Consider the following 23,052-nt stretch of genomic DNA (forward strand, 5'->3'; position numbering starts at 1 on the left):
AAATGTGCTTTGTGAAATAAAATCACCCTTTACTTGTTGAAGGGTGATTTTTTTATCTAATTTTTGTAATTTAGAACTCTTAAAAACATTCAATAAAATTGATTTCCAGAGAAACCATAGATAGAGTTTTTGAAACTGCTCGTGTAGAGGAGGTTATTGGCGAATTTGTACAATTAAAAAGAGCAGGAAGTAACTTTAAAGGCTTAAGTCCTTTTTCGGAAGAGCGCTCACCTTCCTTTATGGTTTCGCCAGTAAAAGGAATTTGGAAAGATTTTAGTACTGGTAAGGGCGGAAATGCTGTTTCTTTTTTAATGGAACATGAACACTATTCGTATCCTGAAGCTATTCGGTATTTAGCCAAAAAATACAATATAGAATTAGAAGAAACCGAACAAACCGATGAACAAAAACAACAATCGGATGAACGTGAAAGTATGTTTTTGGTGTCAGAATTTGCTAGAGATTATTTTCAAAGAATATTGTTAGAAGACAATGAAGGAAAAGCAATTGGTTTAAGTTATTTTCAAGAACGTGGTTTTACCGATGAAACTATTAAAAAGTTTCAACTGGGGTATTCTTTAAATAATTGGGATGCGTTTTCTTCTGAAGCTTTAAATAAAGGATATAATTTAAAATATTTAGAATCTACTGGTTTAACCATTGTAAAACAAGATTTGTTAGCGCCCAACGGAACTAAGCAATTTGATAGGTTTAAAGGTAGAGTGTTGTTTCCAATTCATAGTATGAGTGGAAGAGTGCTTGGTTTTGGAGGTAGAATTTTAACCAATGATAAAAAAGCTGCTAAATATTTAAACTCACCCGATAGCGATATTTACCATAAAGGAAATATTTTATACGGTATTTATTACGCTAAACAAACCATTGCAAAAGAAGATACTTGTTATTTGGTGGAAGGCTATACAGATGTAATTTCATTTCACCAAAAAGGTGTTGAAAATGTAGTGGCTTCTTCTGGAACTGCTCTTACGGAAAATCAGATTAGATTAATAAACAGATTAACAAAAAATATTACCATTCTTTTTGATGGTGATGCAGCAGGAATAAGAGCTTCCATTCGTGGAATCGATTTAATTTTAGAGCAGGGAATGAATGTGCGTGTATTATCTTTTCCTGATGGCGATGATCCAGATAGTTTTGCGAAAAAAGTTTCTGAGAAAGAATTAAAAGAATATCTAGAAAATAACTCGCAAGATTTTATCAATTTTAAAGTGTCTTTATTAATGAAAGACGCACAGAATGATCCTGTTAAAAAAGCGGGATTAATACGTGATATTGTAGTGAGTATTTCAAAAATTCCAGATAGAATTCAGCGTGAAGTGTATATTCAGGAATGCTCTAGAATTATGGATATTTCTGAATCTGTTTTGTTTAGTGAGTTAGCTCAATTAGATAAGAAGGAGCAAAGAGATGCTTCTGGAAAACCATCGTATGATAAACCTTCTGAACCAGTTTTAACTAAAACACCACAGTTAGAAAAGGTAAATGAATTAACAAAATACGAACGAGAAATTATAAAAATATTATTGTTGTATGGTAATAATGAAGTGGATTTTGTGGATTATGAAGCACCGGAGATTATTGATCCAAATAAACCTCAAAAATTAAAGAAAGTACAAATTACAAACGCAGTTTCTAAAGAAGTTTATTTGAATTTGCAGGAAGATGAAATTGAATTTACAGATGACACTTTTAAACATATTTATTACAAAGTAATTGAACAATTAAATCTAAATGAAACTATTTCTGTAGATTCACTAGTGAATAGCTCAAATCCTGAAATTTCCAATTTGGTTACAAATATTTTAATGGATGATGAAAAATATGTTTTAAGTAATTGGGAACGTAAAAATATATTTACAAGGTCTAAAGAAAGCGATCTTTCTAAAATGGTATTAGATGCAATTTATAACTTACGCCGTGTTTTAATTGAAGAGAAAATAAATACGCTCATATCCGATGAAATAAATGAAAATGAGCGTGAACAAATTTTGGAAACAATTGTAAACTATTCTAGCTTAAAAAAGTTGTTGTTTGAACGATTAAATAGAGTTATTTAATTTTTGTCTTCAATAACAATTGCCCCAACATATTTCTTTTTAATAATAAGTAATGTTCTGTCGGCTTCTAATCTAGTTTTAAACGGGCCAATTTGAGTTTTCCATTCTGGTGCTTTATATTTTGTACTTGTCATATATTCTGGAAAATTTGCTTTGCTTTCTTGCTCAATTTTGTATGCTTGCGATTCATTTCCGTTGTAAATCTGTATTTTAAAACCTCCAAGGTTTTTATTTTTCTTATTAAATGCTCTTTTTTGCTCAATTAATTTATCAATTTTAGCACTTTCTGTTTGTGCATAGCTGTAGTTTAAACTCAAAAAAACAGCTATAAAAGCCAATATTTTTATGTTTTTTAATGAAATATTCATAAAATTTTTAATTTTTGTTCAAATTTATGGTTTTATCTGAAATACACATCTTTATTTTTATTATTTAGAATGAATATAAATTAACTTTAACACAATTTTTAGATTTTTAGTTTTGGTTAATAATAGTACTTTTGTGAAATCATTTAAAAAAATGACTTATGTCATATGTTTTTATATGAAAATATTGTACCAAACAAGAAAGAAAAGATTTTTTTTAAGTATGAAAAGTGTGAAATTACACAGTCCCTTATCAAGATTAGTCAAATATAGTCTTGCTTTCCTTTTATTATTTTCACTTAATTTATTTGCACAAGAAGGCGATGCCGCAAATGGAGAAAAGCTCTTCAAGGCTAATTGCGCTGCTTGTCATAAGTTAGATAAAAAATTAATAGGTCCTGAATTATTAAAAATCACTGAAAGAAGAGATTTAGAATGGCTAAAAGCTTGGATTAAAGACAACAATGCGTTGGTTGCTTCTGGTGATAAATTAGCAAAGGAAGTTCAAGATAGCAATCCTGCAGCTATGACACCTTTCCCTCAATTAAGTGATTCAGATATCAATGATATATTGGTATATACAAAAGGAGCTCCAGTCGCTGCAACTTCAGTTGCGTCTGCTGATGTTGATCCTGGTGTAGAATTAGGTAAACAAATTTTCAAGGCCAATTGTGCAGCTTGTCACAAATTAGAAGGGAAACTTATTGGTCCGGAGTTATTAAAAATTACTGAAAAGCGTGAAGCTTCTTGGTTGAAAGCTTGGATTAAAGACAACAATGCTTTGGTTGCTTCGGGCGATAAATTAGCAAAAGAAGTTCAGGATAGTAATCCTGCAGCTATGACACCATTTCCTCAATTATCTGATGAAGATATTGATAATGTATTGAAATATTTAGCTGTTGGAGATGTTCAACCTGCTGCTGTTGCAACATCAACAGCTGGTAGCGAAGAAATATTTAATAAACCAGGAATTGGAATTCTTCCGTCTCTAGCAATTACTATTTTGGTATTTTTATTATTATCAATTATAGTTGCAGCAACTACCAATAAAAAAGTTGTTGAAGGAGAAGAGGAAGCAGGAAGTATGTTAAAAAGTATGTTTTTTAACCCTTTCTTGCGTTTCTTAACTTTAATATTTGTTTTATTAGGTGGAACATGGATGTTGTTTGCTTGGTTATTACAAATAGATGTAAATGAAGGTTATCAGCCAATTCAGCCAATAGCATTTTCACATGCAGTTCACGCTGGTGATAATAAAATAGATTGTCAATATTGTCACTCTTCTGCTAAGCACAGTAAAACTTCAGGTATTCCAACAGCAAATGTTTGTATGAATTGCCATAAATCAATTTCAGAATATAATGGAGAATTGTTTGATGGTCATACAAAAGAAGATTTAGATAAAGAAATCCAAAAAATATATGATGCAGTAGGATGGGATAAAGAAAATGTAAAATACATTGAAGGATTCCAACAGAAACCAATTGAATGGGTGCGAATTCATAATTTAGCAGATTTTGCTTACTATAATCACTCTCAACACGTAACAGTTGCAGGTGTTCAATGTCAAACTTGCCATGGGCCAGTTGAAACAATGCACGAAATGCGTCAGTTTTCACCACTTACAATGGGATGGTGTATTGACTGTCACAGACAAACTGAGGTTGATATGACTGAAAATGGATATTATAAAAATATTCACGACCAATTGTCTAAGAAATATGGTGTAGAAAAAGTGACTGCTGCTCAAATGGGTGGTTTAGAATGTGGTAAGTGTCACTATTAATATTAATTACGAAGTAAATAACTAAATATAAAATGGCATCAAACAAAAAATACTGGAAAAGTGTTGAAGAGCTAAACGAAAATAGCTTGCTTGTTGATACGTTAAAAAATAACGAGTTTGTTGAAGAAATTCCTACAGATGAATTTTTAGGAAATAAAGAAAATCTTGAGTCATCATCAACAACACGTAGAGACTTTTTAAAGTATGTTGGATTTACAACTGCAGCAGCTTCTTTAGCTGCTTGTGAAGGTCCAGTAGTAAAATCAATTCCTTACGTTATAAAACCAAATGATATTATTCCTGGTGTTGCTGAATATTATGCAACTACTATGGCAGATGGATTTGATTTTGCAAATGTATTGGTGAAAGTTAGAGAAGGTCGTCCAATAAAAATTGAACCAAATAAAGAAGCTAGTGGGACTACAAATGCACGTGTTCAAGCTTCGGTACTTTCATTGTATGACAGTTTGCGTTTAAAAGCGCCAAAAGCTAATGGGGCTGATATTTCTTGGGCAGATGCGGACAGTCAAATTATTTCAAAATTAAATGAGATTAAAGAGGCTGGATTACCAATTGCCGTGTTAACTGGAACCTGTGCGAGTCCTTCAACTAAAAAATTAATAGGAAAATTAGGTGAAACTTTTGGGACTGTAAATCATATCGCTTATGATGCAGTTTCTGAATCTGCTGCATTAGATGCTTTTGAAGCACTATATGGAACGAGAGCTTTGCCAGATTATAATCTTGAAAAAGCGGATGTAATTGTATCTATTGGTGCGGATTTCTTAGGAGATTGGCAAGGTGGTGGATTTGATGCTGGATATGCAAAAGGACGTGTTCCTCAAAATGGAAAAATGTCTCGTCATATTCAAATAGAATCTAATATGACATTAACTGGCGCTAATGCTGATAAACGTTTAATGGTAAAACCATCAGAACAAAATTTAGCATTGATTAAATTATATAACGCAGTAGTTAAGGGAATTGCAACAAAAGAAGCAAGTCCGTTAAATGATACAATTCAAAACGCTGCGGCTCAAATTAAAGCTGCTGGAACAAAAGCAGTTGTAGTAACTGGAATTCAAGATAAAAAGGCACAGTTATTAGCATTGGCAATTAACAATGCTATTAATAGTGAAGTAATTGATGTAGTTGCAACTAAAAATATAAGAAAAGGAAATGATGCTGTAGTTGCTCAGTTAATAGCTGATATGAATGAAGGAAAAATTGGTGCGGTTATTATTAATAATTCAAATCCTGTTTATTCATTACCAAATGCTGCTGAGTTTTTAGAAGGATTAAAAAAAGTGAAATTATCTGTTGCATTTTCTATGCAAGATAATGAAACAGCAAATGCTGTTCAATATGCATTAGCAACTCCACATTATTTAGAGTCTTGGGGTGATGTAGTGATCAAAAAAGGGCAATATAGTTTAATGCAACCAACTATTAAACCATTATTTAATACACGTCAGTTTCAAGATGTATTATTAACTTGGACTGGAAGCGCTTCAACATATTACGATTTCTTAAAAGAATTATGGAGTACTGATATTTTAGGTGGCACTTCTTGGAATCAAGCATTACACGATGGTATTTTTGTTTCTTCAGAAGTTTCTCCAGATGTTTCAGCTTTAGAAGTTGATATTGATGCCGCTGGATCTGCTTTAGCAGCTATAAAAGGAAGTGGTTTAGAGCTATCTTTATATACAAAAACCGGGATGGGTGATGGCCAAATGGCTAACAACCCTTGGTTACAGGAATTTCCAGATCCAATTACAAGAACATCTTGGGATAATTACATAACGATCTCTAAAGCAGATGCTGAGTCTATTGGAGTTGAAAATCATCATGTTTCAAACGGAGCATTAAATGGTAGTTTAGTTGAATTAACCGTAAATGGAGTTTCAGAAATTTTACCGGCTTTAATTCAACCAGGTCAAGCAAAAGGATCTTTAGGATTAGCGCTTGGTTATGGACGTAAGCAAGGTTTAAAAGAAGAAATGCAAACTGGTAAAAATGCTTACCAATTTTATAAAGGTTTTAATAACTTTCAATCAGATGTTACTTTAAAAGTTGTTGCTGGAGAACACGAATTTGCGTGCGTTCAGTTGCAAAATACCTTAATGGGTAGAGGAGATATTATTAAAGAAACAACTTTAGAGGACTTTATTAATAAAGATGCCGCTGAATGGAATATAATTCCGAAGGTATCTTTAAACCATAATGAAGTTGATGCAACAAGTGTTGATTTATGGGATTCTTTTGATAGATCAATCGGGCATCATTTTAATTTATCAATAGATTTAAATGCCTGTACAGGTTGTGGAGCTTGCGTAATTGCTTGTCACGCTGAAAATAATGTGCCAGTTGTTGGTAAAGAAGAAATTAGAAAATCGAGAGATATGCACTGGTTGCGTATTGATAGATATTATTCTCACGAAGAAGATTTTGCTGGGGATAATGAAGTGAAAGAGAATGGTAAAGGGGTAATAGGTTTTAAAACAGCGATGTCTGATTTAGAACATCCTTCTGATAATCCATCGGTGGCATTTCAACCAGTAATGTGTCAACATTGTAATCACGCACCATGTGAAACTGTTTGTCCAGTTGCTGCAACATCACACAGTCGTCAGGGTCAAAACCATATGGCATATAATCGTTGTGTTGGTACTCGTTATTGCGCAAACAACTGTCCATATAAAGTACGTAGATTTAACTGGTTTAATTATCCAAATAACAGCGAATTTGATTTCAATATGAATGACGATTTAGGTAAAATGGTATTAAATCCAGATGTAGTTGTGCGTTCTAGAGGTGTTATGGAAAAATGTTCAATGTGTATTCAAATGACACAGGCTACAATTTTAAAAGCGAAGAAAGAAGGAAGACCAGTGAATACAAATGAGTTTTCAACTGCGTGTTCTAATGCTTGTAGTACTGGAGCAATGGTGTTTGGAGATGTGAATAAAGAAGATGATACAGTGACAGCATTAGCAAAAGATAAAAGAGCATATCACTTATTAGAGCAGGTAGGAACTAAACCAAATGTAGTTTACCATGTGAAAGTAAGAAATACTCAAGAAGCATAAATTAATAATAATAGATAATAATTAAATAAGAATTATGTCGTCTCATTACGAAGCACCTATTAGAAGACCTTTAATTGTTGGAGATAAAAGCTACCACGATATTACCGTTGAAGTAGCAGCTCCAATTGAAGGTAAAGCAAATAAATTATGGTGGACTGCATTTACAATTGCATTACTAGCCTTTTTGTGGGGATTAGGATCAATTATGTACACTATTGGAACAGGAATTGGAGTTTGGGGATTAAATAAAACCGTAGGATGGGCTTGGGATATTACCAACTTTGTATGGTGGGTAGGTATCGGTCACGCTGGTACATTAATTTCCGCAGTATTATTGTTGTTCCGTCAAAAATGGAGAATGGGTATTAACCGTTCTGCAGAAGCAATGACAATTTTCTCTGTTGTTCAGGCAGGTTTATTTCCAGTAATACATATGGGTCGTGTATGGAATGCACACTTTGTATTACCTATTCCTAACCAATTTGGAACACTTTGGACAAACTTTAACTCACCATTATTATGGGACGTTTTTGCAATTTCAACTTATTTATCAGTTTCATTAGTTTTCTGGTGGACTGGTTTATTGCCTGATTTCGCAATGTTACGTGATAGAGCTGTAAAACCTTTTCAAAAGAAAATTTATAGTTTGGTTAGTTTTGGATGGACTGGTAGAGCAAAAGACTGGCAACGTTTTGAAGAAGTATCATTGGTGTTAGCTGGTTTAGCTACTCCGTTAGTACTTTCAGTTCATACAATTGTATCTTTTGACTTTGCTACATCTGTTATTCCAGGTTGGCATACTACAATTTTCCCTCCATACTTTGTTGCGGGAGCGGTTTTCTCTGGGTTTGCAATGGTTAATACCTTGTTAATCATTATGAGAAAAGTTTCAAATTTAGAAGCTTATATTACAGTTCAACATATAGAATTAATGAACATTGTAATTATGATTACGGGTTCAATAGTTGGATGTGCATACATTACAGAGTTATTTATAGCTTGGTATTCAGGTGTTGAATACGAACAATATGCGTTCTTAAATAGAGCAACAGGACCTTACTGGTGGGCATATTTATTAATGATGAGTTGTAACGTATTCTCTCCACAATTTATGTGGTCTAAAAGATTACGTACAAGTATAATGTTCTCTTTCTTTATTTCAATTGTAGTGAATGTTGGAATGTGGTTTGAACGTTTTGTAATTATTGTAACCTCATTACATAGAGATTACTTACCTTCATCTTGGACAATGTTTTCTCCAACATTTGTGGATATTGGAATTTATGTGGGTACAATCGGGTTTTTCTTTGTATTGTTTTTATTATATGCAAGAACATTCCCTGTAATTGCTCAAGCTGAAGTAAAATCTATTTTAAAATCTTCAGGTGAAAATTATAAATTACATAGAGATGCTGGTGCTAAAAATCCTGCTCCTGCAAAAAAAATAGTTACTTCTAAGAAAATTGAAGTTGTTGAGGATACTACTGCTTCTAAAAATAATTTATTAGGTGCATTAGGAATATTTGATGCTGCTACTGAAAAGGCCGATGACTTAAAATTAATAAGTGGTGTGGGTCCTAAATTAGAAGAAACTTTGAACGAAATTGGTATTTATACGTTCGATCAAGTTAGTAAAATGACAGAAAAAGAATATGACTTGTTAGATTCATTATTAGATTCTTTTAAAGGAAGAGCGTTACGTGATGATTGGGCAGGACAAGCAAAAAACTTAAAAAATAAAGGGTAGATATGAGCTCAAAAGTAATACAAGCAATGTATAACGACGATGACATCTTGATGGATGCCGTTAAAGAGGTACGTGCAGCAAATCATCATATTGCAGAAGTGTACACGCCATTTCCAGTTCATGGATTAGATAAAGCAATGGGTCTTAAAGGAACCAGAATTGCTATTACAGCTTTTTTATATGGTTGTGTTGGGTTTTCATTTGCTATTTGGATGATGAATTATATGATGATTGAACAATGGCCTCAGGATATTGGAGGAAAACCAAGTTTTAGTTTTGTATTAAATATGCCAGCATTTGTACCAATTATGTTTGAATTAAGTGTGTTTTTTGCAGCACATTTAATGGTAATAACATTTTATATGCGTAGTAGATTATGGCCTTTTAAAGAAGCTGAAAACCCTGATCCAAGAACAACAGATGATATGTTTGTAATGGAAGTTTATGTTGATGGAAATGAAGATGAATTGGTATCCTTTTTAGAACAAACTGGAACTGTAGAAATTAAAGTAACAGAAAAGCATAATTAAAATGAAGAGCATTTTAAAAATAACAATAGCGTTGGCTTTCATAATTACATTATCATCTTGTTGGAGTGATAAAACAAAGCCAAATTACCAATATATGCCAGATATGTATAAGTCGGTTGGATATGAAACTTATTCTACAAACCCAAATTATGCAAACGGTATGACTACTCAAATTCCTATTGAAGGAACTATTGCTCGTGGTCAAGTTCCTTATGACTATGAAAATACAAATGAAGGGTACGAAGCCGCTAAATTGGAATTAAAAAATCCTTTTGAAATAAATGAAACTAATTTAGCAAACGGTAAAAAAATGTTTGATATTTATTGCATATCATGTCATGGAAGTATTGGTGCAGGAGACGGTGAATTAGTTAAAAGAGATAAATTTTTAGGAGTTCCTAATTATAAAGATAGAGAAATTACAGAAGGAAGTATTTACCATGTGATTATGTATGGAAGAAATATGATGGGATCACATGCTTCTCAATTAACTGCTAAAGAACGTTGGCAAGTTACAATGTACGTTCAACAGCTTAGAACAGAATTATTACAATAACACTTTTACTAAGATAGAATTTTTTAGATATGTATACCTTTTCAAGTAAATTAAAACAATTTTCATTTGCTTTAATGATTATAGGATTTTTGGGAGTAGCCTACGGGTTTTTCTCAACGCCAAATTCAGTAGAAGATGTTAAAGTAATGTTAGCAGAAAGTCATGACGCTCATGGTGAAACTGCTACTATTGAAAATGAAGCACATGCAACTGAAACAACTGATGCACATGAAAATGTGGCACATTCAGATGATACCCATGCTGAACACGCATATCATTATTTAAAAAATAAACCATGGTCAGCATTATATGTTGCCTTGTTTTTCTTTTTTATGATTTCGTTGGCAACCTTAGCATTTTATGCAATTCAACATGCGGCACAAGCAGGATGGTCTGTAGTATTATTTAGAGTAATGGAAGCAATTACGGCATACTTGCCAGTTGGTGGAGTTTTATTATTCGTATTTTTCGTGTTATCATCTTTACATTTAAATCACTTATTTATTTGGATGGATCCTGAAGTAGTTGCGCACGATGAATTAATTCAAAATAAATCAGGGTATTTAAACATTCCTTTCTTTTTAGCAAGAGCGGCAATTTATATTGGCGGGTGGATTTGGTATCGTCAACATGCAAGAAAATTAACCTTAGCACAAGACAATGCTGCGGCTGGAGACATTAGTAACTATACGAAATTATTTAAGCGTTCTGCAGCATTTTTAGTGTTCTTTTTAGTTACCGAATCTATGATGTCTTGGGATTGGATTATGAGTTTAGATCCACATTGGTTTAGTACTTTATTTGGCTGGTATGTTTTTGCTAGTATGATTGTTTCTGCAGTTACAACAATTGCTTTGGTTTCAATCTATTTAAAGGGAAAAGGGTATTTAGAATTTGTTAATAATAGCCACTTACATGATTTAGCAAAATTTATGTTTGGATTTAGTATTTTTTGGACATATTTATGGTTCTCTCAATTTATGTTAATTTGGTATGCTAATATACCTGAAGAGGTAACATATTTTGCTACTAGATTTGGCGACTATAAATTACCTTTTTTAGGAATGGTGGTTTTAAACTTTGTTTTCCCATTATTAGTATTAATGAATAGCGACTTTAAACGTGTAAATTGGTTTATTATTTTTACAGGTATAATAATTCTAATTGGTCATTACATAGATATTTTTGTGATGATTATGCCTGCAACTGTTGGAGATCAATGGTTTATTGGTATTTCAGAAATTGGTTCAGTATTATTAATACTAGGCTTATTTATTTATGTTGTGTTTACAGCATTATCAAAAGCTCCTTTATTAGCAAAAGGAAATCCATTTATTAAAGAAAGTGAACATTTTCACTATTAATAATATTATTTTAAGTATAAATGAATCCTGAATTCTAATTATTCAGGATTTTTTTTATATTTGGCACTACTATACTAACAACTAAAAAAATATGACAGCATTACTTTATGTATTACTTGCTATTGTTGTTGCCGTTGCAATATGGCAGATAGCGAGTATTTTTAACTTAAAAGGCGTAATAGCCACTGAGAAGGATAACAATACTCAGGGAATTTTATTCGCTCTTTTTGGGATTTTCTTTTATGGCTTAATGATATTTTCATTTTGGAAATACTCAGTAATTCTATTGCCAGAATCAGCATCGGCAGAAGGTGAAAAATATGACACTTTGTATTTAATAACAATGTTATTAATACTTGTTGTTCAGGCAATTACACAATTTTTATTGTTTTATTTTGCTTTTAAATACAGAGGAGTTAAAGGTAGAAAGGCACTTTTTTATGCCGATAGTCATAAATTGGAAACCATTTGGACTGTTGTTCCTGCTATTGTTTTGGCTGGTTTAGTTTTATACGGTTTAACTGTATGGAATGATGTAATGGATTCTTCGGATGCAGAAAACCCGTTAATTATTGAAGTATACGCAAAACAATTTCAATGGGAAGCGCGTTATGCAGGAAATGATAATGAGTTGGGTTTAGCAAATGTTAGAAATATAAAAGGTATTAATACCATGGGGGTTGATATGACTGATAAAAATGCTTTAGACGATATTCCAACAAGAGAATTGCACTTGCCAAAAGGACGAAAAGTAATTTTTAAATTCCGTTCACAAGATGTTTTACACTCTGCATTTATGCCTCATTTTAGAGCTCAAATGAACTGTGTTCCTGGTATGGTTACCGAATTTGCTTTTACACCAAGTATGACAACTGATGAAATGAGAGTAAATGAAAAAACCGTTGCTAAAGTTGAAGGAATTAATAAAATAAGAGCTGAAAAAGGAGAAGACCCTTATGTATTTGATTATTTATTACTTTGTAATAAAATTTGTGGAGCTTCACATTATAATATGCAAATGAAAATTATTGTTGAAGAAGAGGATCAATTTAATACTTGGTTAGCTAGTCAAAAAACAATGGCTCAAGTTGTTCAATAAAATTTACTACTACTTTACTAAAAAAATAAAATATGTCAGATCATCATCATAAAGAAACATTCATTACAAAATACGTTTTTAGTACTGACCATAAAATGATTTCAAAGCAGTATTTAGTTACTGGTATTTTTATGGGAATTATAGGGGTATTTATGTCTATGTTATTTCGTTTACAAATTGCATGGCCAGAGCATTCTTTCAGTATTATTGAAGCCTTTTTAGGACATCACCAAGATGGAGGAGTTATGTCGCCAGATATTTATTTAGCAATTGTTACCATTCATGGTACCATTATGGTATTTTTTGTATTAACTGCTGGATTAAGTGGAACATTTAGTAACCTTTTAATTCCATTGCAAATTGGAGCTCGAGACATGGCTTCAGGATTTCTAAATATGGTATCATATTGGTTATTTTTCTTATCAAGTGTAATTATGGTTATTTCACTTTTTGTAGAAGCAGGACCAGCATCTGCAGGATGGACCATTTATCCACCATTAAGTGCGTTGCCACAAGCAATTCCAGGATCGGGAATGGGAATGACACTATGGTTAGTTTCAATGGCAATATTTATTGCATCATCATTGTTAGGAGCGTTGAATTATATTGTTACAGTGCTTAATTTAAGAACTGTTGGCATGAAGATGACCAGACTTCCACTTACAATTTGGGCATTTTTTGTTACAGCAATTATTGGTGTTGTTTCGTTTCCAGTATTGTTATCTGCTGCATTATTATTAATTTTTGATAGAAGTTTTGGAACTTCGTTCTATTTATCAGATATTTTTATTCAAGGTGAAGTATTACATTACCAAGGTGGTTCGCCTGTATTGTTTGAGCATTTATTTTGGTTTTTAGGACATCCAGAAGTATATATAGTTTTATTACCAGCATTAGGTATTACTTCTGAAATTATTTCAACAAATTCAAGAAAACCAATTTTTGGATATAGAGCTATGATTGGTTCAATTATAGCAATAGCATTTTTATCAACTATTGTTTGGGGGCATCATATGTTTGTTTCTGGTATGAATCCATTTTTAGGATCTGTATTTACATTTACAACCTTATTAATTGCTATTCCTTCAGCAGTAAAAGCATTTAACTATATTACAACATTGTGGAAAGGAAATTTACAAATGAATCCGGCGATGCTTTTTTCAATTGGATTGGTTTCAACTTTTATTTCTGGCGGTTTAACAGGTTTGGTATTAGGAGATAGTGCTTTGGATATTAATGTGCACGATACTTATTTTGTAGTTGCTCACTTCCATTTAGTAATGGGTGTTTCTGCTATTTACGGTATGTTTGCAGGTGTTTATCATTGGTTTCCTAAAATGTTTGGTAGAATGATGAATAAAACATTAGGATATTGGCATTTCTGGATAACTGCAGTTGCAGCATATGGAGTATTTTTCCCGATGCATTTTATTGGTTTAGCAGGATTACCTCGTAGATATTATTCTAATACAGCATTTCCATTATTTGATGACGTTGCAGATATTAATATAGTTATAACACTATTTGCACTTTTAGGAGGTTTGGCTCAAATTATATTTTTAGCTAATTTCTTTATCAGTATTTATAAAGGTAAAAAATCAGAACAAAACCCTTGGAAATCTAATACATTAGAATGGACTACTCCTGTAGAACACGTTCACGGAAACTGGCCTGGTGAACTTCCAACTGTTCATCGTTGGGCATATGATTATAGTAAACCGGGGCATGATGATGATTTTGTTTCTCAAATTACACCTTTAAAAGAAGGCGAAGAGGAATCATAGATACTATAAAACAACTTAAAAAAACCTTTCTGAAAATATCAGAAAGGTTTTTTTATGTTATAATTTGGTTGATACTAATTATTGAGTTCATACATTTTATATAATTCATAAACTTTATGATCATACGGATAATCCCAACATCCCATTCTATGGAATAGATTTCCGCCAAACCCTTTTTTATAAATATGAATTCCCCGCAAAGGATGTTTTTGGTTTAAATTTGGTGCAGAGCCAAACATATCATACTCAGAACATCCCCAGTTTTTAGCAATTTTAAGCGATTCCCATTGCAGTGCGTAACTTGCCATCATATTTTTATTTTTGTATGAAGAAGCGCCATACAAATAAGTTCCGCGTTTATTTGATAATACTAAAAACATAGATGCTAATAGTTTACCATTGTAATCAGCCATTAACATTTTAACATTAACACCATTTTTAGTGTTATCTTGATTTTTTAAAATACTTGAAAAGTACTCTTTATTTTGTAGTGGTAACTGTTGGCGAATAGCAGTTTCTTTATATAATTTATACCAACTTTCTATATGCTCAATGCCATATTCTTTAATTTGAATTCCCTTTTTAGAGGCTTTTTTAATATTATAACGTGTATTATAACGCATGTTGGAGAGTAACTCTTTCTCTGATAAAGTTAAATCTAAAAAGAAAGTATTTTTTGGTAGAATATCATTTGGGCTTTTCTGTAAATTCCAATTTTCAGTTTTAAAATTAACTCTAAATTCTTGAACTTGACTTTGAGGAGGACCAACCCAATTTCCAGTTTCATCAAAATATTCTTCATCAACCGACCATTGATTTTGCCACATTAAATCATAACGTATAAATACACAATTAGCAGGTAATTCAGGTTTTAAAACTTCAGAAAGTTGTTCAAGAAAAACGCCTTGATTTTCAAAATCTGGCTCTATTTTAGGACCGTAAGGAACGTAAGCAAAACAGTGATCAGCATCTATATTTTTTATAAGAACCAGAATGTCATCTTTAATAATTGTTGAAGTATTTTCAGAGTTATAGATCAACTCTTTTGAGATAGTTAACTCAAATCCATAAGGTTTAAAACCCTGTTTACTTTTTAATCGACCCCAAAAAGGAGTTTGTGGTAAAATATGGGTAGTTTTTAGTTCTTCTAGCTTTTTCTTTTCTAATCGGCAAATCATTAAATCTCTCTTTTTTTGCAAAACTAGCAAAATCATTACTTTATATAAAATTTGTAGTTAATTTATTTAAATTATCTAGGAATTCTAATGCATCCTATTGTAAGAAAATCACTTCTTTATGGCTGCTCTTTTTATTTTTAGAAATAAAAAGTGAAATTAAATTGTAACAATTATATGTATTAGTTTTATCATTTATATGCAATAAAAAAAGTTATGTTGAAAAGCTTGTTGTTTTTTTACAAAGGTTTTTTTATTTCTGCTATCTTTGTTTTTATGAACGAAAACTTGAATCCTGATAAAGAACATTTTTCTCCTGAAGAATTAGATGTAGAAAAAAAATTACGTCCACTATCATTTAGTGATTTTACAGGGCAAGAGCAGGTTCTAGAAAACTTAAAAATTTTTGTTGAAGCGGCCAATTTACGTGGCGAAGCTTTAGATCACACCTTATTTCACGGTCCGCCAGGATTGGGAAAAACTACGTTAGCACATATTCTAGCCAACGAATTAAATGTTGGATTGAAAATTACTTCAGGCCCTGTGTTAGATAAACCGGGAGATTTAGCAGGTTTATTAACTAATTTAAGTGAACGTGATGTGCTTTTTATTGATGAAATTCATAGGTTAAGTCCAGTAGTTGAAGAATATTTATATTCAGCAATGGAAGACTATCGTATTGATATAATGATAGAAAGTGGTCCAAATGCCAGAACTGTTCAAATAGATTTGGAGCCATTTACATTAATAGGTGCAACCACACGTTCAGGTTTATTAACTGCGCCAATGCGCGCTCGTTTTGGAATAAGTAGCAGATTACAATATTATAATACAGAATTGTTAACCACAATTGTACAGCGAAGTGCAGCAATTTTAAAAGTACCAATTTCAATGGAATCAGCTATTGAAATAGCAGGAAGAAGTAGAGGAACGCCAAGAATTGCTAATGCATTATTAAGAAGAGTTAGAGATTTTGCGCAAATAAAAGGAAATGGAAATATTACCATTCAAATTGCAAAATATGCTTTAGAAGCATTGCATGTTGACGCACATGGCTTGGATGAAATGGATAACAAAATTTTATCTACTATTATTGATAAGTTTAAAGGTGGGCCAGTTGGAATTAGTACAATTGCAACTGCTGTTGGTGAAAATACTGAAACCATTGAAGAAGTGTATGAACCTTTTTTAATACAAGAAGGTTTTTTAATGAGAACCCCACGTGGTAGAGAAGTTACCGAACTTGCGTATAAACATTTAGGCAAAATTAAAAGCCAGAATCAAGGCGAATTATTCTAGTTTTTATGTGACTTTCATCACAATACTAAATATTTATCGAAGTACTTTTGTTTCTAATAGTTATATAAACTTATGAATATGAGTTTAAAAAAAATATTCCCTTTTTTAACTTGGTTACCATTAGTTAAACATACTTGGAAAGATGATTTTATTGCAGGAATAACAGGCACTATAATTGTAATTCCACAAGCTGTTGCTTTTGCTATGATTGCTGGTTTACCTCCAGTTTATGGCTTTTATACAGCAATGATTACTCCAATTATTGCTGCATTATTTGGTTCTTCATATCATTTAATTTCTGGGCCAACCACCACAAGTTCAATAGTTGTTTTTGCTGTTATCAGTAAGTTTGCAAGTCCGGAAACAGAACTAGAAGCATTTATTTCATTAGCTATTGTTTTATCTTTTATGGCTGGTGTTATAAAGTTGATTATGGGATTGGCTAAAATGGGAAAGTTGGTGAATTTTGTTTCTAATTCAGTTGTTATTGGTTTTGCTGCTGGAGCAGGAATTTTAATTGCATTTAAACAATTAAAACATGTGTTTGGAATTCAAGTACCACTAGGCAGCACATTTTATGAAATCATTAATTACATAATTGTTCATATTCAAGAAACAAATTTATATGTTTTAGGAGTTGCTTTAGGAACTCTAATTTTGGCTTTTATCATTAAAAAGATAAAATATATTTCTAGATTGTATATGCTAATAGCCATGGTTTTGGGAAGTATTTTGGCTATTTTGTTGGGTGGAAATTTACACGGAATTGAAACTGTTGGAACTGTTCCTTCAAATTTACCTCCTTTTAAAATTCCAAATTTTAATTTTGAAGATATGCGACTGTTAACTTCTGGAGCAGTTACTTTGGCTTTATTAGGTTTGGTAGAGGCTGTTTCAATTGCAAGAGCAGTAGCATTGCATTCACATCAAAAATTAGATAATAATAGAGAGTTTATAGGTCAAGGTTTGTCTAATATTATTTCCAGTTTTTTCTCGTCATATGCAAGTTCAGGTTCTTTTACTAGATCTGGGGTAAATTATCAGGCAGGTGCTAAAACGCCTCTTTCTGCAATTGTCTCGGCAGTTGGTTTAATGTTGGTAGTATTGTTTTTTGCAAAGTATGCATCGTTTTTGCCTAAGCCAGCAATGGGTGGAATTATATTATTGGTGGGTTATAATTTAATTGATTTTAAAAATATAAAAACAATTATTAAAAGTAGTAAAAGAGAGTTTATTGTATTAATAATTACGCTTTTAGGAACCTTATTTTTAGAGCTAGAAACTGCATTGCTTTTAGGGATATTAATTTCTTTATTTTTCTATTTAGAAAAAACATCTAAACCAAATATTGCTGTTTTTGGTAAAAATAGTGAAGATAAATTCATGAATATTATTAGAGATGAAACCACCAAAGAATGTCCTCAATTAAAAATGATTCGTATAGACGGTTCCATTTATTTTGGTGCTGTTGAAGGAATTTCAAATTATTTTGCAGATTTATATGAAGAAAATAAGCAACAATATTTGTTAATTATTTCAAACGGAGTTAATTTTATTGATGTAGCAGGAGCAGAATGGTTAACGCAAGAAGTGTTGAAATGGCAAAAACGAGGTGGAGGAATTTATTTTGTTGGTTTAAAAATTATAAGTCAAGATATTCTTCAAAATGGAGGGTTTTTGAATTCAATAGGTGCGGAGAACTTTTTTAAAGATAAAAATACTGCAGTTTCTACAATTTATACCAAACTGGATAAAAGCATTTGTGAAAAGTGCGATATAAAGTTATTTAATGAATGTAAAAAATCTCTTCAATAATGAAGTTTAAAAAGTTTATTCCAATTTTAGAATGGTTGCCAAATTATCAAAAAGCTTGGTTTAAAGATGATTTTGGAGCAGGATTAACCGTTGGAATAATGTTAATTCCTCAAGGGATTGCCTATGCAATGATTGCTGGATTACCACCAATTTACGGTTTGTATACGGCAATGATTCCTCAAATAATTTATGCAATATTTGGAACTTCTCGCCAATTAGCTGTTGGACCAGTAGCAATGGATTCGTTAATTGTGGCTTCTGGTGTTGCAACATTAGCAGAAGTTGGCACAGAACATTTTATTGAGTTTGCCATTTTACTGGCATTTATAATGGGTGTTTTACAAGTATTGTTTGGAATATTTAAGCTAGGATTTTTAGTTAATTTTTTATCGCGTCCTGTTATTAGTGGATTTACATCTGCGGCAGCATTAATTATTGCATTAAGTCAGCTTAAAAATTTATTAGGTGTAAATCTACAAAAAGGAAATAAAATTCATGAACTACTAATTGAAGTTTACCATCATATTAATGAAATAAACTGGATTACTTTTGCCATTGGTATTATATCCATACTAATTTTGGTGTTTTTTAAAAAATTGACAAAAAAAATTCCGGCAGCATTAGTTTTAGTGGTGTTAGGAATAATAGTTGTTAAATATTTAAATTTAAATGAAATTGGCGTGAAAATAATTGGTGATATTCCGCAAGGATTACCAGCTTTTAAAATACCAAGTTTTAGTCTAGATGTAATTATTGATTTATTTCCTATTGCATTAACCTTATCTTTCATCGCTTTTTTAGAAGCAATATCCGTTGCTAAAGCCATAGAATTAAAGCACAAAAACTATAAAGTAAACCCAAACCAAGAGTTAATAGCTATTGGAATGGGAAATATTGTTGGGTCATTTTTTCAAACGTATCCAGCGACCGGAGGGCTGTCTAGATCTGCAGTAAATAATCAACTTGGTGCAAAAACTCCTATGGCAGCAATTATTTCAAGTGTAATTGTTGGCTTAACATTGTTGTTTTTAACGCCCGTTTTTTATTATTTACCACAAGCTGTTTTAGCAGCAATTATTATTGTGGCAGTTTTTGGATTGTTAGATTTTACGGTGCCAAAACAATTGCTTAAATACTCTAAAAGAGAGTTGGTAATTTTAAATATAACTTTAATAATAACAGCAACAATAGGTATTAAAGAGGGTATATTTATTGGGGTAATTTTGTCTTTAGGAATGTTAATTTATAGAAGTACTAAACCTCATATTGCAATATTAGGAAGAATTCCAAATACACATTTTTATAGAAATATTAAAAGATTTGAAGGTTTATTGGAAATTAATCCTGCCGTTTTAATTGTGCGCTTTGATGCACAATTATTTTTTGCTAATGTTCAATATTTTAAAGATCAATTAGAAGAATATGTTGAAGAAAAAGGAACAGGTTTAAAATTAATTATTATTGATGGTGAAAGTATTAATACCATTGATAGTTCTGGTATTTATATGATGAATGATGTTATTTCAAAATACCATAGCAATCAAATTGAAATTGCGCTTACAGGGATGAAAGGACCCGTACGTGATGTTTTAGAAAAAAGCGGGGTTATGCAAAAAATAAGGTATGAAAATTGTTTTATGAGTATTCAAGAAGCTGTTGATGCATATGAAGATACGGTTAAAAATAAAGAATTAGAACTAAAATATTTTGAATATATAAAGCAAACAAACAATTAAAGTTTTCTTAAAAAAGTTGTTTATGTAACCTCAGTTACAAAAAAAAAGAACGTTTCATGTAGATTTGAAAAACTACATACTAAGTTTAATAATATATAAATCAGAGAATTATGAAAGTTGAACAATTATTTACAGGCTGCCTTGCAGAAATGGCTTACTACATTGAATCTAATGGAGAAGCTGCAATTATTGATCCTCTTAGAGAAACCGAACCATATATAGAAATGGCAAAAGCAGATGGGGCTAAAATTAAATATGTTTTTTTAACTCACTTTCATGCCGATTTTGTTTCTGGTCAAGTAGATTTAGCCAAAAAAACTGGAGCCACCATCGTTTTTGGTCCAAACGCAAATCCAAACTATGATATTCATCAAGGTAAAGATGGAGAATTATTTCAAATAGGAAATATTTTATTGAAACTATTGCATACTCCTGGTCATACAATGGAGTCTTCTTCTTATGTTTTGATTGATAAAAATGAAAAAACGCCATATGTATTTACTGGTGATTGCTTATTTATTGGTGATGTGGGAAGACCGGATTTAGCTGTAAAATCTGATTTAACTCAGGCAGATTTGGCGGGTCATTTATTTGACTCACTTCGAAATAAAATAATGACATTGCCAGATGATATTATTGTATATCCTAATCATGGTGCGGGTTCTGCTTGTGGGAAGAATATGAGTTCAGAAACTTTTGACACTTTAGGAAATCAGAAGAAAACAAACTATGCCTTAAGAGCAGACATGACTAAAGAAGAGTTCATTACTGAAGTAACAACTGGTTTAAAACCAGCACCACAGTATTTTGGTAATAACGTAAGAATGAATAAAGGTGTTAATACTAGTATAGACGAAATTTTACATAGAGGAACAACCCCCCTTGATGCCGCAACATTTAAAGAAATGAGTGAACGTGATGATATTTTAGTGGTTGATACACGTTCAAAAGAAGAATATACAGAAGAAGGAACCGTTCCTGGAGCCTGGTATATTGGAGCAGATGGAGGTTTTGCACCTTGGGTTGGCGCTTTAATTCCTAATATAAAACAAAAAATTATTTTTATTGCTGAAGGTGGACGGGAACATGAGGTAGTAACACGTTTTTCAAGAGTTGGTTATGATCATACCTTTGGCTTTTTGCGTGGAGGAATGCACGCTTGGTTAGCCGCCGGATTTGAAGCTGATAAAATTGGATCTATGTCAGCCACTCAATTTGCAAATAAATTGAAAGAAGGAACAATAGGCAAAGCACTTGACGTGAGAAAAGAATCTGAATATCTTTCAGAACATGTTGTTGGAGTAGAAAATTTTCCTTTAGATTATATTCATTCAAATTTTGCTGAAATAAAGTCAGATACAACTTATGTACTGCATTGTGCTAGCGGTTATCGATCATTAATTGCTGCATCAATTTTTAAAGCAAATGGAGTAGAAAATGTGTTTGATGTGAGAGGAGGCTTTAAGGATATTAAAGATACTGAGGCAAAATTAACAGATTATGTTTGTCCAACAACATTATTATAAATGTTCTTTTTTATTTAATATTTTGGGGAGTTTTTAACTCCCCTTTTTTATTTTTATTCGTAACTTTAGTTACCACATTCCAAAATGTGGTTAGGTACATTTGTCAAAAATCAAAAATATATAAATATGAAATTAAAATTAGGGGTTGTTTTATTTATGCTATTTATTAGCTTAGGCTGTAATTCTAAACCACCATTAAACGAACAAGAAAAATCGGCAATCCATGTTGTAAAGCCTGCTGAGTTTAAAGAGAAATCAATAAATCAAGTTATTATTGATATTAGAACACCACAAGAATTTAATCAAGGCCATATTGAAGGCGCAATAAATATCAATTTTTTTGATAATTCATTTATTGAGCAAATTGGAAAATACGACAAATCAAAACCTATTTTTTTGTATTGTAGATCAGGTAATAGAACATCTTCTGCGGCAGCAAAAGTTGCAAAATTAGGATATGGAGAAATTTATGATTTACAAGGAGGAATTATGAGTTGGTCTAGAGAAAATCTTCAAATAATAAAATAAAATGGTAAAAAAAATATTTTTTCTAATAACAATTGTGGTTGCGTTAGTTTCCTGTAATACTTCTTTTTCAGAAAAAGACAAAGAAGCATATACTTTAAAAGGGAAAGAAATTGCAGAAGCTGCATTTTTAGAATTAAGCACGCAACTTACTGAACAAATGAAAGCAGGTGGTCCAGCGCAAGCTATTCCGTTTTGTAATCAAAAGGCCATGCGAATAACAAATCAATTATCAGAAAAATTTGAAGCTACTATTAAACGAACTTCAAATGATTTAAGAAATGACCAAAACGCTCCTTCAAAAAGAGAATTAGAAATTTTAGATGAATTTCATAAAACCAAGTTGGAAGGAAAACCATTAAAACCTATTGTTGAAGTTGATGCAACTAATAAAAAGCATTTTTATGCGCCAATTATTATGAAAGCCAATTGCTTAGTTTGTCATGGCACTATAAATGAAACAGTGAATATTAAAACAGATTCTATTATAAAATCATTATATCCAAATGATAAAGCAATAGGGTATAACGAAGGTGATTTAAGAGGGATTTGGAGTATTACTTTTAAAAATTAAA

Annotated in this window: 17 protein-coding genes; 15 read left to right on the forward strand and 2 right to left on the reverse strand. The window is 31.7% G+C overall.

Going from position 1 to position 23,052, the window contains the following annotated elements:
* The first annotated feature begins 98 nt into the window (after positions 1 to 98).
* Positions 99 to 2,078 carry a DNA primase gene (gene dnaG, locus JEY78_RS01220; protein WP_291846129.1) on the forward strand — a complete coding sequence of 660 codons (1,980 nt, stop codon included), beginning with the start codon at positions 99 to 101 and terminating at the stop codon, positions 2,076 to 2,078.
* Here the strand turns inward: dnaG and JEY78_RS01225 are convergent.
* On the reverse strand, positions 2,075 to 2,446 hold the full coding sequence (locus JEY78_RS01225; RefSeq protein WP_291846130.1) for an SPOR domain-containing protein: 372 nt from the start codon (positions 2,444 to 2,446) through the stop codon (positions 2,075 to 2,077). The genes dnaG and JEY78_RS01225 overlap by 4 nt on opposite strands.
* A gap of 220 nt (positions 2,447 to 2,666) precedes the next feature.
* Between JEY78_RS01225 and JEY78_RS01230 the strand changes: the two genes are divergently transcribed.
* The 8 genes from JEY78_RS01230 (at position 2,667) to JEY78_RS01265 (ending at position 14,401) form a co-directional block, all read left to right on the forward strand.
* A complete protein-coding gene (locus JEY78_RS01230) occupies positions 2,667 to 4,229 on the forward strand; it encodes a c-type cytochrome (protein ID WP_291846131.1) in 1,563 nt (520 codons plus the stop codon).
* A gap of 32 nt (positions 4,230 to 4,261) precedes the next feature.
* Positions 4,262 to 7,321, forward strand: coding sequence for a TAT-variant-translocated molybdopterin oxidoreductase (locus tag JEY78_RS01235; RefSeq protein ID WP_291846132.1), 3,060 nt, complete (start codon positions 4,262 to 4,264; stop codon positions 7,319 to 7,321).
* A 34-nt stretch (positions 7,322 to 7,355) separates the two neighbouring features.
* Entirely contained in the window at positions 7,356 to 9,068 is a 1,713-nt protein-coding gene (gene nrfD / locus JEY78_RS01240) for an NrfD/PsrC family molybdoenzyme membrane anchor subunit (protein ID WP_291846134.1), read from the forward strand.
* 2 nt (positions 9,069 to 9,070) lie between these two features.
* On the forward strand, positions 9,071 to 9,598 hold the full coding sequence (locus tag JEY78_RS01245) for a DUF3341 domain-containing protein (RefSeq protein ID WP_291846136.1): 528 nt from the start codon (positions 9,071 to 9,073) through the stop codon (positions 9,596 to 9,598).
* Position 9,599: 1 nt separating this feature from the next.
* Entirely contained in the window at positions 9,600 to 10,154 is a 555-nt protein-coding gene (locus tag JEY78_RS01250; protein WP_291846138.1) for a cytochrome c, read from the forward strand.
* Between the two features lie 29 nt (positions 10,155 to 10,183).
* Entirely contained in the window at positions 10,184 to 11,518 is a 1,335-nt protein-coding gene (locus tag JEY78_RS01255; protein WP_291846139.1) for a quinol:cytochrome C oxidoreductase, read from the forward strand.
* Between the two features lie 91 nt (positions 11,519 to 11,609).
* Positions 11,610 to 12,617 carry a cytochrome c oxidase subunit II gene (locus tag JEY78_RS01260; protein WP_291846141.1) on the forward strand — a complete coding sequence of 336 codons (1,008 nt, stop codon included), beginning with the start codon at positions 11,610 to 11,612 and terminating at the stop codon, positions 12,615 to 12,617.
* 32 nt (positions 12,618 to 12,649) lie between these two features.
* The gene (locus JEY78_RS01265; protein WP_291846143.1) at positions 12,650 to 14,401 is read left to right on the forward strand and encodes a cbb3-type cytochrome c oxidase subunit I; all 1,752 of its coding nucleotides are present in this window, start codon (positions 12,650 to 12,652) and stop codon (positions 14,399 to 14,401) included.
* A 74-nt stretch (positions 14,402 to 14,475) separates the two neighbouring features.
* Here the strand turns inward: JEY78_RS01265 and JEY78_RS01270 are convergent, their stop codons facing one another.
* Positions 14,476 to 15,579 (reverse strand): peptidoglycan bridge formation glycyltransferase FemA/FemB family protein, encoded by a 1,104-nt coding sequence (locus JEY78_RS01270; RefSeq protein WP_291846144.1) that lies wholly within the window; start codon positions 15,577 to 15,579, stop codon positions 14,476 to 14,478.
* A gap of 273 nt (positions 15,580 to 15,852) precedes the next feature.
* Here JEY78_RS01270 and ruvB point away from each other — a divergent pair, with 273 nt between their 5' ends.
* From ruvB to JEY78_RS01300, 6 genes are all read left to right on the forward strand, one after another.
* On the forward strand, positions 15,853 to 16,875 hold the full coding sequence (ruvB, locus tag JEY78_RS01275) for a Holliday junction branch migration DNA helicase RuvB (protein WP_291846146.1): 1,023 nt from the start codon (positions 15,853 to 15,855) through the stop codon (positions 16,873 to 16,875).
* A 78-nt stretch (positions 16,876 to 16,953) separates the two neighbouring features.
* Entirely contained in the window at positions 16,954 to 18,690 is a 1,737-nt protein-coding gene (locus JEY78_RS01280) for a SulP family inorganic anion transporter (protein WP_291846148.1), read from the forward strand.
* Positions 18,690 to 20,426: a SulP family inorganic anion transporter gene (locus JEY78_RS01285; RefSeq protein ID WP_291846150.1), complete on the forward strand. Its 1,737-nt coding sequence runs from the start codon at positions 18,690 to 18,692 to the stop codon at positions 20,424 to 20,426. Before JEY78_RS01280 ends, JEY78_RS01285 begins: the two co-directional genes overlap by 1 nt.
* A gap of 110 nt (positions 20,427 to 20,536) precedes the next feature.
* The gene (locus tag JEY78_RS01290) at positions 20,537 to 21,952 is read left to right on the forward strand and encodes an MBL fold metallo-hydrolase (RefSeq protein WP_291846152.1); all 1,416 of its coding nucleotides are present in this window, start codon (positions 20,537 to 20,539) and stop codon (positions 21,950 to 21,952) included.
* Between the two features lie 126 nt (positions 21,953 to 22,078).
* Positions 22,079 to 22,480, forward strand: coding sequence for a rhodanese-like domain-containing protein (locus tag JEY78_RS01295; RefSeq protein ID WP_291846154.1), 402 nt, complete (start codon positions 22,079 to 22,081; stop codon positions 22,478 to 22,480).
* 1 nt (position 22,481) lies between these two features.
* Positions 22,482 to 23,051 (forward strand): DUF3365 domain-containing protein, encoded by a 570-nt coding sequence (locus JEY78_RS01300; protein WP_291846155.1) that lies wholly within the window; start codon positions 22,482 to 22,484, stop codon positions 23,049 to 23,051.
* The last annotated feature ends 1 nt before the right edge of the window (position 23,052 follow it).

Origin of the sequence: Lutibacter sp. (assembly GCF_016342705.1) — a bacterium.
Lineage (GTDB): Bacteria > Bacteroidota > Bacteroidia > Flavobacteriales > Flavobacteriaceae > Lutibacter.